Below are 15,414 nucleotides of genomic sequence, written 5' to 3'. Positions count from 1 at the left end.
AGACCGCCCAGCCGCAGGCACCCCGCTTTTAAGGGGCGCGGGGAACTGCGCGATCAGCCACGACGCACCCGCACGTCACGAACAACGCCCAGCCACCCCCACCCCCAAAAAGGGCGCGGGCGGTCAGCCCGTTGCGTCCACCAGGGCCAGATCGTGCAGCCGGTCCGGAGGACCAGGGCGGGCGTAGTACCAGCCCTGAGCCGTGTCACAGCCCAGGATCCGCAACTGCTCGGCCTGCGCCCCCGTCTCCACCCCCTCCACCGTGACCGCGAGGTCCAGGCTGTGGGCCAGCGAGACGATCCCCTCGACGATCTTGAGGTCGACGGGATCCGCGGGAAACTGCTGCATGCCCTGCGTGAAGGACCGGTCGAGCTTGAGGATGCTCACCGGCAGCCGCCGCAGATTGGCCAGGTTCGAGTACCCCGTACCGAAGTCGTCGAGCGCGATGTCGACACCCATCTCGGCAAGCCGCCGCAACGGCTTGAGCAGATCGTCGTCGGCACCGATCAGCGCCGACTCCGTCACCTCCAGGCAGAGCGCGTCCGGTTCGAGGCCGGCCCGCTCCAGGATGTCGACCGTGTCGGAGACCAGACCGGGATGGGTCAGCTGGCACGGCGAGAGGTTGACATTGATCCGCAGCGGACCGGCGTCGGAGTGACGTTCCTGCCAGACCCGGGCCTGGCGCACCGACTGCTCCAGGACCCACCGCCCCAGCGGCACGATCAGACCGGTGTGTTCGGCGAGCGGGATGAACCGGTCGGGCCCGAGCACGCCGTGCTGCGGATGCAGCCAGCGCACCAGCGCCTCCGCCCCGTGGACACTGCCGTCACCGAGATGCACGAGCGGCTGGTACTCGATGAAGAACTCACCCCGGTCCAGCGCCGCGGGCAGCGCCGTGGTGAGCCCGTGCCGGGTGATGGCACGGGCGTCGGCCTCGGCGTCAGCGAGTTCGTACCGGTTGCCGCCCGCCGACTTGGCCCGGTACATCGTGATGTCGGCGCTGCGCAGCACCTCCGCCGGACCGCGTTCACCCGTCGGACCCTCGACGATGCCGATGCTGCCGCGGACCGTCAGCTCCCGGCCCTCGATACGCACCGGGGTGACCAGGGCGTTCATGATGCGGTCGGCGAGCGCGTCGACCTCGCTCTCGGTGTCGGGCCCGGTGGTCAGGGCCACGAACTCGTCACCGCCGAGCCGGGCCACCATCTCGCCGGGCGCGGTCGCGCAGGACTGCAGCCGGTCGGCGACCTCGACGAGCAGCCGGTCCCCCGCCGCGTGCCCGAGGCTGTCGTTGATGGTCTTGAAGCCGTCGAGGTCGAGGTAGCAGAGACCGAAGCGCATGCCCTCGCCCGCGGAGAGGGCCTTGTCGAGCCGCTCGAAGAACAGCGTGCGGTTGGGCAGCCCGGTGAGCGCGTCGTGCGTCGCCTCGTACCGGAGACGGAGGTTGAGCAGCCTGCGCTCGGTGGTGTCCTCCATGAGGGCGAGCTGGTACTGCGGGCGCCCGTCCGCGTCGCGCAGCAGCGAGACGGTGAGGTTCGTCCACAGGACCGTTCCGTCGGGCCGGTAGAACGCCTTTTCGACGTGGTAGTGCTCGCGGTCGCCGCGCACCAGTTCCTCGTAGAGCCGCCAGACCTGCGGGGCGTCCTCGGGGTGGGTCCAGTCGGTGACGCTGCGTCCGCGCACCGACTGCTCGGTGCCGCCGAACATACGCAGCAGGGCGTTGTTCACCTGGAGGATGTTGCCGTCGAGGTCGGCGACACCGATGCCTATGGCCGCGCCCTCGAAGACCGCGCGGAAGCGTGCCTCGGTGGCGTGCAGGGCGTCCGCGACGACGCCCTGGGCCTGGAGGGCGGCGCGGGCGATGGTCTCCTGCTCGGCCAGCGTCCGTTCCCGCAGCGCGTGCGCGAACCCGGCGGCCATGGCGTGCTGCAGCCGCGCCGAGCGGGCCCGCAGGGCGTCCTGGGGCCCGTCACCTCCGCAGTAGAGCACCAGGTAGGCGTCGACGCAGTCGAGCGTGGCGCTGAGGGCCTCGGGTTCCGTGCAGTGCGCCCCGATGAGCGCGGCGCCGACGGCCTGTCCCTCGGCCGCCTGGAACGTCCTGGCCCGCAGCGCCTCACTGAGCCGCCGGGCGAGCGGCACGAGGCGCTGCTCGAACTCCGGCCTGGTCAGCGAGGTCGCGGTGACCGGGAAGACCGCCCGGCTCCAGATCGTCGCGAACCTGCGCAGTCTGTCCTCCGGCCCGTCCGGCTCCGCGGTCACGCCGTGCGCCCCACGCCCGCGAAACCCGAGTAGGAATAGGGATCCTCTTCCTCACACGCCGGGTCGGGCCGCCAGTTCGGCATCGGCACCAGTCCGGGTTGCACCATGTCGTACCCCTCGAAGAACCGCGCGATGTCGTCGCGCGAGCGCATGATCAGCGGGTTTCTGATGTCCTTGTAGACGTCGACGGCACCACGGGCCCGCTCCGGGGGGAGCGGGATCCCCTCGTACGAGGCGTGGGTGACGACGAGCAGACTGCCGGGCGCCAGCGCGTCCCGCAGCTCTGCCACAGCACCGTACGGGTCGTCCTCGTCCTCCACGAAGTGCAGTATGGCAACGAGAAGCAGCGCGACTGGCTGATTCAGGTCCATCAGCCGCTGCAGCCGCGGGCTCGACAGGATCTCCCGGGGCTTGCGGAGGTCGGCGGCGATGACGTCCGCGTCCTCGTTGCCGGCCAGCACGGCCTCGCTGTGCGCCACGGCCACCGGATCGTGGTCCACGTAGACGACGCGTGCGCCCGGACGGGCGCTCTGGGCCACCTCGTGGACGTTGCCGAAGGTGGGGATGCCGGAGCCGATGTCCAGGAACTGCGTGATGCCCTCGCCGGCCGCGAAGCGCACGGCGCGGCGCAGGAACGCCCGGTTCGCCTGCATGATCTTGGGGAGGCCCGGCATGAACTCCATGGCCCTGCGCGCGGCTTCCCTGTCGGTCTCGAAGTTGTGCGATCCGCCCAGGTAGTAGTCGTAGACACGGCTCACGCTGGGCACCGAGATGTCGATGCCACGCGGGGCCCAGGCGGGACGCTCCATCTGTCTCTCCAAGGCGTAGACGATCCGGTGTTCGAGCAGAGGCTACTGATCGCCCGCCAATGGAGCGAGTGGAAACGGAAATTGACCGTCCGTTCAAGACCTCTGCCTCCGGCACGTGCCGGACGGAATGTCTTGCGAAATCGCCCCGAAGCGTTCCAAAGAGATCCGGGGGAATCGCGCAGCGTCACGAAGAGTCGCGACAGGAGCGGTTCGGATGTGAAAAAGCCGCTTCACCCCCTCCGTGCGGTGCGGAGGGAGTGAAGCGGAGCTCGTACGCATGTGTCGCGATGTGCCCGGTGGCTGCTTTCGTACCCGGTGCTCCCGGTGCTCCCGGTGCTACTGCGGCTTGCCGAGCGGCTTGCCCTCGGGCGAGATGGCGTACCAAGTGCCGCCGACGCCCTGGCCGTTGATGTCCCCGGGCTTCTTGTCGCCCGCGAAGGTGTAGAGCGGCCAGCAGTCGATGCTCTGCTGCTTGAGTCCGTCCGGACGGTTCAGGACGACGTATCCGCGCCGGCCGTCGTTCTTGTTGTCGATGCCCTTGGTGTCGGCGGCGTCCACCGGTTCGACGACCGGCCACTTCTCGAGGCACGCGCCGACACAGGCCGACTTCATCGGCCACGGGGTGTCCTTCTCGAAGCGGTAGACCGTCATGCCGTTCTTGTCGACGACGACCTCGCCCAGTTCGGCGTCCTCACGGGTCGACAGACCCGGCAGATCGGCGGCCGCCGCTCCGCCCCCGCCGCCGGCGGACGCCTTCTTCCCGGTGGGGGCGGACGCGTACCAGGTGCCGCCCACACCCTGTCCCTTGATGTCACCGGCCTTGGTGTCCTTCGCGAACCGGTACTGCGGCCAGCCGTCGATGGTCAGCTGCTTCGTACCGTCGGCACGGGTGACCTCGCCGAGCAGAGCCTTGTCGATGCCGACCGGGGCGGCGGCACCCGAGGAGGGCACGGGAGGCCAGGCGGTGGCGCAGTCGCCCTCACAGGTGGACTTCGGCGGCTCGGCCGTGTCCTTGTCGAAGCGGTACAGCGTCATGCCCGCGCTGTCCGTGACCACCTCACCGAGCTTGTCGGTGTCGGCAACCGCAAGCTGGCCGGCGCTCTGCGCCACCGCGCCCTGCCCCGCGGGGGCGGCACCCGCCTCGGTGCCCGGGCTAGCCCCCACTCCCGCCGTACCGTAGCCATCGGCCGCGGGCGCCGCGCCCACGTTCTGGCTGCCGGTCGAAGTGTCCGCCTTTTCCTGACCGCACGCCGTCGTCAGCACCAGCACTGCCGCAGCTGACGCTACGAGTGAGGCGCTCCGCCAGGAGGTCTTCATTGGTAACTCCCGCTGTCTGCATAGGGTGTTGCGGCACCGCTCAGCACCGCGTATGGCCCTAGGTACGGGCGGGGGTGCGGTGAGTGTTCAAAGAGGGCACACATTTCTTTCCGGTAACGCCCGGGAGCCCTGCTCCCCGTGGGGTTCGAGGGGGCGGCCGGCGCCTTGGGCCGAGGGCCGTCCCGCGCCCCTGCGGAGCGTCCTGCGGCGGTGTTCGGCAACTTCATGGGGCTGTTTGTCCCTCCTTCGGGGGGATTAGGAGTCAGTCCCGCGTGTACGGACGCGCGGGGACCGATGATCGCGATCGTGCCTGGACCACGACGAACCACACCGCCGCACCGACTCGCCCTCGGCATAAGGCTGCTGGCGCTGCTGACCCTGACCTGGATCGCGGGCGGCGCACCGGCGCCCGCCGCCGCCGACGCGTGCGCGTGGGCCTCCACCGGCCCCGACGGGGGCGGAGCGGTGGCGGTGGCGGGCACCTGCCCGACCCCGACGCCTCCGCCGCCCTGCCCGAGTCCGACACCGACGCCGCCGCCGAAGCCCCCTCCCCCGAGTCCGACGCCGCCGCCGAAGCCGCCTCCCCCACCGAAGCCCCCGCCGAAGCCGGCCCCCACCCCGCCGCCCGCGCCGGCCCCACCGCCCCCGCCACGGCCGTCCCCGGCTCCCCCGACCGTCGCACCGCCGGCCCCCGTGGCGCCGCGGCCGATCCCCGCCGCGCCACGACCTGCACCGCCCGCGCCGCCCCCGGCGCCGACCCCCAGCGCGCGGCCCGGTCCGTCGGCGACCCCGGTGAGCTATCCGCCGTACCGCGTCAGGGCGCACCGGACCCCGCCCCGCGGCGGTCCGTCCCTGGTGTCGCTCACCCTGCTCATCACCGCGCCCGCCGTGCTCGCCGCCGCCGCGCTGCGTCCGCGCTGACCCTGGAGGATCCCTTGTCGGAATGGCTTGTTCTCGCCCTCGCGATGGCGGCTGCCGCCGTCGTCGTCCTCATCGTCACCTTCGTACGGCACCACACGGCCTCCGAGGACGACGATCCGTCCGACACCCCCGACGTCATCGAGTACATGACGATGATGATCGGCGTGGTGTACGCCATCGTGCTCGGCCTGGCCATCGCGGGCGTCTGGGAGGCCCGGGGTGTCGCCGAGGACCACGTCCGGACGGAGGCGAACGCGCTGCACGAGATCTCCGAGCGCGTCCGGATCTACCCTGCCGACGTGCGCGACCGCATCCGGGAGGACGTCGACGCGTACGTGGACCACGTCGTCACCACCGAGTGGAAGACCATGGCCGAGCAGGGCCGGGTCACCGAGCGGGGCGGGAAGCTGCTGGAGCGGGTCCGCCACGACATCACCGACTACGAGCCGAGGTCGGACTTCGAGGCCCAGGCGTACCAGCCGCTCGTCGACCAGGTGACCGTGGCGGACACGGCGCGCACCGCCCGGGCCGAGTCGACGGGGCCGACCATGCCGGGGGTCGTGTGGTTCGGTCTGATCACCGGGGCCGTGGTGACCGTGGGGCTCATCTTCGCCCTGCAGATCCGCCGCACCTTGCGCGAAGTGGTCCTGGCGGGTCTGTTCGCCGCGCTGATCGCCTTCCTGCTCTTCCTGATCTGGGACTTCGACGCGCCCTACAGCCGCGGGATCACGGCCACCGCCGACCCGTTCCTGTCGCACTTCCCCAGAGCCGGAGGCTGACGGACCGCGCACCGCGAGCCGGCGGCCGAGAGGCGGGAGGCGGGAGACAGCGGACCGCACCGGAGAGCGGTGCCGGGGGACGTGCGCCACGCCGCGCCCGTCCCCCGGTCGCGGGTACGGGGCAACCGGTTCGGCCCACACGGTTGCCCCATTCGCGCTACTGCGATCGCGCCCGCGCCCGCACCTTCCTAGCGTTTCGGTCATCGAGGTGCATGTACGGCGCAGCGGAAAAGGTCCGCGGTCTGCTCCTCGGGGACCCGGAGGACTCACCATGCGCGCGATACGTGTCGCCTCTGCCGCACTGCTGGGCATGACCGCCCTGACCCTCACCACGCCCGTCGCCGTCGCCGAGGGCGAGGGCGACGGGGACGGCGGCAGGGACCGCAACATCACCTCGTTCGGCTTCGACGTCACGCCGTCGACCATCGCCGCGGGCGGCCGCGTCACGCTCTCGGTCGACGGCTGCAGGTCGCAGACCAAGGTGACCTCCGGCGTCTTCGACACGGTGACGATCCACAAAGGGCAGGGCACGGCCACGGCCACCGTCGACTGGGAGGCCAAGCCCGGCGCGGTGTACGAGGTGACGTTCCGGTGCGGGCACGAGTCCGGCCGTACGGACCTGACCATCGCCACCGGCCGGCCCGACGATCCGACGCATCCCCCCGTCCACCGGGGCGTCAAGGCGGGCGTCGGCGGCACCGCCGACGGCTTCGACCCGGGCGAGATCGGGCTCGGGGCACTCCTCATCGCCGGCTCGGTCGGCGCGGCGTACCACTGGTCACGCAGGCGCGCCGGCGAGCATCGCGGCTGACGCACCGGACGGCCCTGCGCCCCGGGACCCTCGTGGGGCCGGGGCGCAGGGCCGTTCGCGTGCGGGCACGGCTCCGGCGGGAAGAGGCCGGACTCCGGGGAGGGGCGGCGGGGGTCAGATCTTGCTCTCGGAGCGGCGCCGCATCCAGAACACCCCGCCACCGACGAGCGCGAGCCCGACGAGGGTGCCGCCGATCGCCATGTCGGTCGGTGTGGCGCCACTGGAACTGCTGCCGCCGAGACCACCGCGCACACCGCCGATGACGGTGAAGGCGGCGGACTTCGTGAGTGCGGGCTTGCCATGGCAGTGGACCGTGATGTCGTACGCGCCCGGAGCGGCCGAGCTGTTGACGGTCGTGGTCCCCTTCGACGTCTCGCTGTGGTTCCTGATCGGTGACAGACGGGCCTTCGGGAAGGCGCGCGACGACATCCAGCCGCCGTTCGGGCATCCGTCGACGGTGACGGTCAGCTGGCCGCCCCTGGCGATGGCGCCGGGCATGGCGACGATGTTGCTCGACGTGTCCCAGGCCGCGGCCTGGGGGGCGAGGAGCCCGAGGGCGGCGACCGCTGTCGCAGAGACCGCCAGGGCACGAGTGCTACGCATGTGATCCTCCGCGGAAGGCGCCCCGGGGAACGTCCCCGGGTCGATCGGCGAGAGACGCCTCCCAGACAGACACTCAGTTGCCGTGCACAGGGCCGCATGTCGGGAATGGTCCGTCCTGGTGAGAGGACACGCCGACGGAAAGGAACACAATCGGATATTGCCGCAGGTCACGGACTGTCAGAAATTTCCTCACGGTGCAGACTCGGATGGCGCACGACCGGCCCTGCCCGCCACCCGTTCGCCCTTCTCCCGTCGCCCCGCGCGCAGGCTGCGCTTAGCGTTCTCGTATGCGCGACGGACGGGGCGACGGCCGCGTCGAGAGGGGTTTGCGAATGTCCGTGTCCGAGCTGGCCGAAGAGGAGGAGCGCCCCAGGAAGCGCGCTCCCTGGGGTGTCATAGCGCTTGTCCTGCTGACCGGCCTCGCTCTCATTCGCAACGGCTCGGGAGAGTTCGACGTGGGGCCACCGCAGCCCGCGACGGCCGCCGCCGCGGACAGCGCCTTCCCGGACGGGTCCCGGCGGGGCACCCCCGCCCCCCTGTCGTTCTCCGTGGTGGACCGCATCAGGATCCCGGCGATCCAGGTCGACGCCCCCGCCGTGCCGGTGGGCCTCGACATGGAGGGCTGGGTGGACGCGCCGCCGCCCGAGGACGCGAACCTCGCGGGCTGGTTCTCCGGCGCGGTGTCGCCCGGCGAGAAGGGCACGGCCGTCGTCGTGGGGCACGTCGACAACCGGCAGGGGCCCGCCGTGTTCTACGGCCTCGGGGCCCTGGAGAAGGGGAACCGCGTGGAGGTCCGGCGCCGGGACGGGAAGACGGCCGTGTTCGAGGTGTACGGCATCGAGGTGTTCGAGAAGAACAACTTCCCCGGTGACCGCGTCTACGGGAACACCGGGCATCCCGAGCTGCGGGTCATCACCTGCGGCGGCGGTTTCTCGGAGCAGGACGGCTACGACGGGAACGTCGTCGCGTTCGCCCGCATGGTCGAGGTCCGCTGAGCGTCGTCCCGGCCGGGGGTGCCCCGGCCGGGCGGACGACGGGAGGGTGACGGCCGGTCTAGCCGAGCTGCCGCCGGGGCACGGTGATGTGGTAGCCCGAGTCCAGCAGCCGCGGCAGGTAGTCGCGCAGCGCCTTCACACTCTGCGAGCGGTCGCCGCCCGCGTCGTGCGCGAGGACCACGACCCCGGGGGCGGCGCCTCTGACGACCCGGCGCTCGATGGTGCGGGCGCCCGGCTCCGTCCAGTCGAGGGTGTCGACGGTCCAGGCGAGCGGCTCCATGCCGAGTTCGGCCCCGATCTGGAAGGTGGCCCGGTTCCAGGCCCCGTACGGGGCGCGGAACCAGCCGGGCCGCTCGCCGTACGCCTCGTCGATGACCTCGCTGGTGCGTTCCATCTGGGAGCGGATCGCGGACCTGCTCAGCCGGGTCAGGAGCGGGTGGGACCAGGTGTGGTTGCCGACGACGTGCCCCTCGTCCGACATCCGGCGCAGCATGTCCTTGTTGTCGGCGGCCATCTCGCCGCACACGAAGAACATGGCGCGCACGTCGTGGGTCTCCAGGACCCGCAGGATGTCCGGGGTGTAGCGGGGGTCGGGCCCGTCGTCGAAGGTCAGCACCATGCTGCGGCCGCGTCCCGACATCCGCAGGAACGGCTCGTGCCGTACGAGGGTGCGCGCCGGTGTGCCGCGGGCCGGTCCGTATCCGGCGATGGGCTGCAGACGGTAGGCGGAGGGCTTCCCGGCGGTCCTGTGCGCCCGGGCCCCGGCGGCGGGCGCGGGCGCGGCGGAGGACCCGGCCGGGGGGCCCTGGTCGCCGGTGAGCAGCTGTACCGCGCCGGCCGCACCCGCCGCTGCCAGGACGGCGGCACCGGCGGACAACGCCCGGCGACGCGAGAGGAGCTGGTCCTTGTTCATGAGTGATCAGTCGCCCGACTGTGGCGCACCACAGCACGGTGCCACCGGTGCGGAGGTACGAAAGCACCCGTTGAGAGCATCCGCGGGCGGTCCGGCGGTGCTGTGCGGGGAGGCGGGTCCCGGACGGACGGACCGGCCGCCGGTTCCGATAGCCTCGGGCCGTGACGGAACAGCACTCCCACCAGTTCGAACGGGGCACCGACGGGCCCAAGGTCATCATGGTCGGCGTGGACGGCTCCGAGTCGTCGCTGCGGGCCGCCTCCTACGCCGCGGGCCTGGCCAGGCGGCAGCGGGCGCTGCTGACCCTGGTGTACGTGCAGCCGGTGATGGCGGCGGGTGCCGCGCTCGGGGTGCCGGTCGCGGAGACGACCGACCAGATCGCCGAGGAACTGGTCCGGGAGATCCAGGCGGGGGCCGAGCAGGTCAAGGGCATATTCGATGTGCGCTGGGAGTTCCACACCTTCCGCGGCGACCCGTACAACGGGCTCGTCTCGGCGGCCGACCAGCTCAAGGCGGACGCCGTCGTGGTGGGCGCGTCGGAGCAGGCGGGACACCGGATCGTCGGTTCCGTCGCCATCCGTCTGGTGAAGGCGGGCCGCTGGCCGGTGACGGTGGTCCCGTAGCCCGGCCGCGGGAGTGGCGATCCGGTCACCCGGGCCGGGCCGGGGCATGCGGAGGCGGAGCCGCCCGTCCCGGTTGACCGTTCGTCGTACCGTTCGTCGACGGGTTCGACCGTCTGCCGACGAGCCGTGTCGTGCCCCTGTCCCGGCGGGACGCCCTGCGCTGGCATACGGCCATGACGGCCGCCATCACCATGACCAGCAGGACGACCGCCGAGCACGAGCTGGCCGAATTGCAGCGGGAGCACGGAGCACCGCTCTTCGCCCTGTTGCTGAGGCTCTCCGACGGGGACCGCCAGCGCGCCGAGGATCTGGTGCAGGAGACGTTCGTACGCGCCTGGCAGCATCCCGAGGCTCTGCGGGCCGACGACTTCGACTCCGTACGGCCCTGGCTGCTGACCGTGGGACGCCGGCTGGCGATAGACGCCCGACGGGCCCGGCAGGCGCGGCCCGCCGAGGTCGGGGACGCCGTGCTGGAGAGCGCGCGGGTCGCCGCCGATCACGCGGAACGCTCCGTGGCGACCCTCGATGTGCGGGAGGCTGTGAAGACACTCACTCCCGAGCATCGTGAAGTCCTGGTGCAGGTGTATTTTCGGGGGGCGAGTGTGGCGGAGGCCGCCGCGGCCCTGGGTATTCCGCCCGGTACGGTGAAATCTCGCGCGTACTACGCGCTGCGCGCCCTGCGCCGGGTTCTTCCGGGATACGCGGCCGACCTGCGGTGAAACCGAAGGCCGGGTCAAGCCTCCGTAAAGCGCCTTGCTGAGGATCATGGTTGAGCAATCAGCTGTCCTCATCCGTGTTCCCGAACGGGACCCGGGTTCGGGCGACGCGCACGCACCGGAGGAGGCAGGAAGGGATGCTGCACAGAGGTCAAGAGAGCACGGACGGCACCGGCGGCGGTGAACTGACCGTCCCCATGGCGTGGTTGTACGCCGAGTACATCGCCGACGAACTGCTGCGGACCGGCGACCTGATGCCGCCCACGTCCTTCGAGTTCCGCGCCGGGCGTGACGCCCTGGCACTCACCATCTTCCTCTCGGACACGAGCGGCGAGCTGTCCGGCATCCGGGTGGTGACCCAGCTGGAGACGTGGCTGTCGCTGACGGCGTACGACCAGCCGTGGCAGGACTGGGTGCGCGAGCGGATCGCGGGGCTCGCGGCCGAGGCCGCCGAAACGGGCGGTCCGGCGCCGGACCTGGACCTGGCGACGGCGGCCTGGCGCTGGCTGGAGGAGACCGAGCTGCTCGCACCGGACCTGGACGCGGTACCGGGCGGCGGTCCCGTCGTCGGAGAGGACGACGGACCGAAGGTCTGGACACCGGCCTGGCAACTGGGGCTGCCGCTGGGACACCTGGCGATTCATCTTTTCTGAATTTCGCCGCCCCTTCCCGTGACCTGTCCGTGACGGCGCCCTCCGGCCGGCTCCCCTGACCAGTTTTTTCGAACCTCGACCAATCCGCGGGCCCGGCCGCTCCGAATCTCCTGGTTCCATTCCGGCCGGGACTTGAGTGATTCAGCGGTCCCCTGCGTACCGGTGGGCAAGTAGCTACTCCCCGCACACACCCCCCATCGGCACGGCACGAGGATTTGGTATGAGGTCGCTGGAACGCCACCGCGACGTCGGCGCATACGCGCTAGGCGTGCTGGACGAGGCGGATGCATTCCGCTTCGAGGACCACCTCATGGAGTGTCCCCAGTGTGCGGTTCAGATACATGAACTGTCCGCCACCACACGGACGTTGCGGGCCTACGCCCAGGCGACGCCGCGCACGGTGAACCCCATGACCCAGGCCGGGCCGGGCCTGCTGGACCGGCTCCTGGACGACGTCGTCCAGGCGCGCAGGAGCGGGCGCAGGCGCTGGCTGTTCGCGGTCGCCGCCGCCGTGGCCCTCGCCGTCGGCGGGCCCGCGATCGCGGTCATCGCCGGGGACGAGGGCTCGGCCGGCCGGACACTCGCCGCGACCGACCCGGGAACCGGGGTGTGGGCCGAGGTCACCACCCTCGACCGGGCCTGGGGCAGCGAGGTGGACGTCAAGGTCAAGCACGCCTCCGCCGACCAGTCCTGCGAACTCGTCGCCATCGGCCACGACGGCTCGGAACAGGTCGTCCTGAGCTGGACCGTCCCCGGAAAGGCCGCGCCGCCCCCGGACGACGCCGCCATGCAGGGCGCGGCCGCGATGCACCCCGCCGACATCGTCCGGTACGAGGTGCGCACGGCGGACGGCAAACGGCTCGTGGTGCTCAAGACCCCCTGAGGTCCTGCCCCGCCGCGGGGTGCCCCGGTCCGCCGCGGACTACTTCAGGAACTTGGACGTCCTGCGGTCCGCGAGGGGCTTGCCGCCGGTCTGACAGGTCGGGCAGTACTGGAGCGACGAGTCGCTGAAGGACACCTCCCGGACGGTGTCACCGCAGACCGGACAGGGCTCGCCGGTACGCCCGTGGACGCGCAGGCCGCTCTTCTTCTCGGCCTTCAGCCGGCCCGCGGCCACGCCACGGGAGCGCTCGACGGCCTCGGTGAGGGTGGTGCGCAGGGCCTCGTACAGCCGCTGGGTCTCCTGCGGGGTCAGGGCGGAGGCCAGCTTGAACGGCGACATCTTCGCGGCGTGCAGGATCTCGTCGCTGTAGGCGTTCCCCACCCCCGCGATCAGGCTCTGGTCGCGCAGGGCGCCCTTCAGCTGTCTGCGCTCGCCCTCCAGGAGTCCGGCGAAGCGGGCCTCGTCGAAGTCGTCGGCCAGCGGGTCCGGGCCGAGGCGGGCCACGCCGGGGACCTCCCCCGGGTCCCGCACGACGTACACCGCCAGCCGCTTCTGGGTGCCGGCCTCGGTGAGGTCGAAGCCCGCGCCGGTCTCCAGCGCGACACGCATCGCCAGCGGACCCCTGCCCGGTCGGGGCGGCCCGTCGGGCAGCCGGTCCTTCCAGTGCAGCCAGCCGGCCCGGGCCAGATGCGTGACGAGGTGCGGCCCGCCGGCCGTCCGCAGGTCGAGGAACTTGCCGTGCCGGCGCACGGCCGTGACCTCGCGGCTCTCCAGGGCGGTGAGCGGCGGGTCGTACGTCTTCAGCACGCTGATCGCGACGGGGAGCACGCGGGTGATCTGGTGACCCACCAGTTCCCCGGACAGGAAGTCCTTCAGCGCTTCGACCTCGGGCAGTTCCGGCATGGGTCCAGGGTGCCACCGGCGTCCCGCGGGGCGCGCGCGGAGCCGTGCGCCCCCGTCCCCTCATTCGCGGTCCGGCACCAGGAACTCGCACCAGACGCACTTGCCGCCGCCCCGGGCCTCCACACCCCACACGTCCGCGAGGCGGTCCACCAGGAGGAGCCCCCTCCCGGAGACACCGGACTCGCCCGCCTCCCGGCGGCGCGGCAGGGCACTGGACGCGTCCTCGACCTCGGCACGGATCCGGCGGACCGGACCGGTGAGGGCCCGCAGGGTGACGACGGCGGCGCCCTCCGTGTGCATCAGGGCGTTGGTGATCAGTTCGTCGGCGGCCAGCTCGATCTCGTCGGCCCGCTCGCGGGCGCCCCAGGCCCGTACGGCGGTGCGGATCATGTGCCGGGCCTCGGTGAGCGCCTCCGGGTCGCCGGGCCCGACGTGCTGCTGGAGCCGTCCCCCGGAGCGCGGCGCCGCCACGGCGAGGCGCCGCAGCAGGAGCAGTGCCACGTCGTCCTCGCCGGCGCGTTCCTCCGCGACGTCGATGAGCCGGTCGGCGAGGTCGCGGACGTCGTCCGGTCCCGCGGCGATGAGCGCGCGCAGGGTCCGCATGCCGTCGTCGAGGTCGATGCCCGGCTGCTCGACCAGACCGTCGGTGCACAGGAGCAGCATCTGGCCGGGGTGGAGCTCGAAGGTGTCGACCGGGTACTCGAGGCATCCGAACAGGGCGGACAGGCCGAGCGGCAGGCCCCCTTCGACGGGGAGCCTGCGGCAGCCGCCGTCCGTGTCGCGGACCAGCGGATCGATGTGGCCGGCCCGGACGACCTGGACCACTCCGGTGGACAGGTCCGCCTCGGCGTACAGGCAGGTGGCGAAGCGTTCGGTGTCGAGTTCGTGCAGGAAGACGGAGGCGCGGGCCATGACGGTCGCCGGGGTGTGGCCCTCGGCCGCGTAGGCGCGCAGGACGATGCGCAGCTGGCCCATGACGGCGGCCGCGTGCGTGTCGTGTCCCTGGACGTCGCCGATGACGGCGCCGACGCGGCCGCCGGGCAGCGGGATCACGTCGTACCAGTCGCCGCCGATCTCCCGGCCGAGGGACCCCGAGCGGTAGCGCACGGCGACGTCGGCGCCCGGGAGGCTCGGGATCGAGCGCGGCAGCATGGCCTGCTGGAGGCCCTGGGCGAGGTCCTTCTCCTGCTCGTAGAACATGGCGCGCTGCAGGCTCTGCGCGATGCCGCTGCCGAGGGCGACGAGGACGTTGCGGTCCTGCGCCGAGAAGCCGCGCCGGTCGTCGTAGAGCAGGCCCATGGCCCCGACCGGCCTGCCCTGCGCGACGAGCGGCAGATAGGCCGCCGAGGTGATGTCGAGTCCGGTGAGGTGCGGCCACAGCAGCGGATAGGAGTCGGCGAACTCCTCCGGGGACTCGATGAAGCGAGGGCTCAGGGTGCGCACGACGTCGCTCATCGGGTACTGCTCGTCGATGCGGGTGACCAGGGTGCCGGGCACGAAGCTGCCCGCGGGGCCCTCGGCGACCAGGCGGATACGGCCGGCCTCGACCAGGCCCATGACCAGGCTGGCCGCGCCCAGGTGGGCGACGCCCCGGTTGTTCTGCAGGACGTCGATGACGTCCTGGACGGTACGGGCGTGGGCGAGGGCCGCCGTGGTGATCTGGACGACGTTCGTCTGCCGGCGGCGGGCCTCGTCGTCCAGGGCGGCCTGTTCGCGGCGCTCCTGGGCCTCGCTCAGTTCCGGGGTGGCGTCGCGGACGATGCCGATGATGCGGCGCGGCCGGCCCGTCTCGTCGCGCTGGATGTAGCCCTGGGTGTGGGTCCAGCGCAGGGTGCCGTCCCGGCGGCGGATGCGGAAGTACGCCCCGTAGTTCTCGCTGCCGTCCTTGAGGGACTGGGAGACGTGCACGTCCAGGCGGTGGGCCTCGTCCGGGGGCACCCGCGGGGCCAGGTTCTCGGGGCGCCCCGCGTACTCCTCGGGACGCATGTCGAAGATCTCGTGCCCCAGGGCGTCCATCCGCATGACGCCGTTGTCCAGGTCCCAGTCGAAGCTGCCCATACGGTTGAGCGCCAGGATCGGATCCGGGTGGGCGGGCCAGTCGTCCGGGAGTGACAGGGCGCTCGCACCCCGATCAGCCATGAGCCCACTTTGTCAGGGTTCGACCGAATCCTCGACTCGTACGGCGGAGCACGCGCCGCCCGGCCGGTCGCGGCCCTATGGTCGCTGTTG

General features: G+C 71.9%; 14 protein-coding genes. 7 read left to right on the top strand and 7 right to left on the bottom strand.

The features are described 5' to 3' along the window. Positions 1–123: 123 nt before the first annotated feature. The 3 genes from ACFYXC_RS07725 to ACFYXC_RS07715 form a co-directional block, all read right to left on the bottom strand. Positions 124–2,259, bottom strand: a complete 2,136-nt coding sequence (locus ACFYXC_RS07725; RefSeq protein ID WP_388905356.1) for a putative bifunctional diguanylate cyclase/phosphodiesterase — start codon at positions 2,257–2,259, stop codon at positions 124–126. After that, positions 2,256–3,068 carry an SAM-dependent methyltransferase gene (locus tag ACFYXC_RS07720; protein ID WP_389548111.1) on the bottom strand — a complete coding sequence of 271 codons (813 nt, stop codon included), beginning with the start codon at positions 3,066–3,068 and terminating at the stop codon, positions 2,256–2,258. Before ACFYXC_RS07720 ends, ACFYXC_RS07725 begins: the two co-directional genes overlap by 4 nt. 336 nt (positions 3,069–3,404) lie before the next feature. After that, entirely contained in the window at positions 3,405–4,385 is a 981-nt protein-coding gene (locus tag ACFYXC_RS07715; protein WP_388905354.1) for an SCO0930 family lipoprotein, read from the bottom strand. A gap of 935 nt (positions 4,386–5,320) precedes the next feature. On the opposite strand from ACFYXC_RS07715, the gene ACFYXC_RS07710 reads away from it, so the two are divergent. Together ACFYXC_RS07710 and ACFYXC_RS07705 are read left to right on the top strand one after the other, a co-directional pair. Continuing rightward, positions 5,321–6,085: a hypothetical protein gene (locus ACFYXC_RS07710; RefSeq protein ID WP_389548454.1), complete on the top strand. Its 765-nt coding sequence runs from the start codon at positions 5,321–5,323 to the stop codon at positions 6,083–6,085. A gap of 271 nt (positions 6,086–6,356) precedes the next feature. Beyond that, positions 6,357–6,896 carry a hypothetical protein gene (locus tag ACFYXC_RS07705; protein ID WP_388905353.1) on the top strand — a complete coding sequence of 180 codons (540 nt, stop codon included), beginning with the start codon at positions 6,357–6,359 and terminating at the stop codon, positions 6,894–6,896. A gap of 114 nt (positions 6,897–7,010) precedes the next feature. On the opposite strand, the gene ACFYXC_RS07700 is transcribed toward ACFYXC_RS07705, so the two are convergent. After that, on the bottom strand, positions 7,011–7,499 hold the full coding sequence (locus ACFYXC_RS07700; RefSeq protein ID WP_389548108.1) for a hypothetical protein: 489 nt from the start codon (positions 7,497–7,499) through the stop codon (positions 7,011–7,013). Between the two features lie 332 nt (positions 7,500–7,831). On the opposite strand from ACFYXC_RS07700, the gene ACFYXC_RS07695 reads away from it, so the two are divergent. After that, positions 7,832–8,494 (top strand): class F sortase, encoded by a 663-nt coding sequence (locus ACFYXC_RS07695; RefSeq protein WP_388905350.1) that lies wholly within the window; start codon positions 7,832–7,834, stop codon positions 8,492–8,494. A 58-nt stretch (positions 8,495–8,552) separates the two neighbouring features. Here ACFYXC_RS07695 and ACFYXC_RS07690 read toward each other — a convergent pair whose 3' ends face one another. Beyond that, a complete protein-coding gene (locus ACFYXC_RS07690; RefSeq protein WP_389548105.1) occupies positions 8,553–9,407 on the bottom strand; it encodes a polysaccharide deacetylase family protein in 855 nt (284 codons plus the stop codon). Positions 9,408–9,568: 161 nt separating this feature from the next. Between ACFYXC_RS07690 and ACFYXC_RS07685 the strand changes: the two genes are divergently transcribed. The 4 genes from ACFYXC_RS07685 (at position 9,569) to ACFYXC_RS07670 (ending at position 12,282) form a co-directional block, all read left to right on the top strand. Continuing rightward, on the top strand, positions 9,569–10,030 hold the full coding sequence (locus ACFYXC_RS07685; RefSeq protein ID WP_388905348.1) for a universal stress protein: 462 nt from the start codon (positions 9,569–9,571) through the stop codon (positions 10,028–10,030). A gap of 173 nt (positions 10,031–10,203) precedes the next feature. After that, a complete protein-coding gene (locus ACFYXC_RS07680) occupies positions 10,204–10,749 on the top strand; it encodes a sigma-70 family RNA polymerase sigma factor (RefSeq protein WP_307130016.1) in 546 nt (181 codons plus the stop codon). 134 nt (positions 10,750–10,883) lie between these two features. After that, positions 10,884–11,399 (top strand): hypothetical protein, encoded by a 516-nt coding sequence (locus ACFYXC_RS07675; RefSeq protein ID WP_389548101.1) that lies wholly within the window; start codon positions 10,884–10,886, stop codon positions 11,397–11,399. Between the two features lie 220 nt (positions 11,400–11,619). Further along, complete coding sequence (locus ACFYXC_RS07670) at positions 11,620–12,282, top strand: anti-sigma factor family protein (protein ID WP_389548098.1); 663 nt, start codon at positions 11,620–11,622, stop codon at positions 12,280–12,282. 39 nt (positions 12,283–12,321) lie between these two features. Here ACFYXC_RS07670 and ACFYXC_RS07665 read toward each other — a convergent pair whose 3' ends face one another. Together ACFYXC_RS07665 and ACFYXC_RS07660 are read right to left on the bottom strand one after the other, a co-directional pair. Then, entirely contained in the window at positions 12,322–13,185 is an 864-nt protein-coding gene (locus ACFYXC_RS07665) for an Fpg/Nei family DNA glycosylase (protein ID WP_389548096.1), read from the bottom strand. 60 nt (positions 13,186–13,245) lie between these two features. Continuing rightward, positions 13,246–15,324, bottom strand: coding sequence for a SpoIIE family protein phosphatase (locus ACFYXC_RS07660; RefSeq protein WP_389548093.1), 2,079 nt, complete (start codon positions 15,322–15,324; stop codon positions 13,246–13,248). Positions 15,325–15,414: the final 90 nt, after the last annotated feature.

The sequence above is a fragment of the Streptomyces sp. NPDC002701 genome, from assembly GCF_042889045.1.
GTDB lineage: Bacteria > Actinomycetota > Actinomycetes > Streptomycetales > Streptomycetaceae > Streptomyces.
Note: the sequence above shows the minus strand (reverse complement) of the source record. Positions and strands in the feature narration are given on the sequence as shown.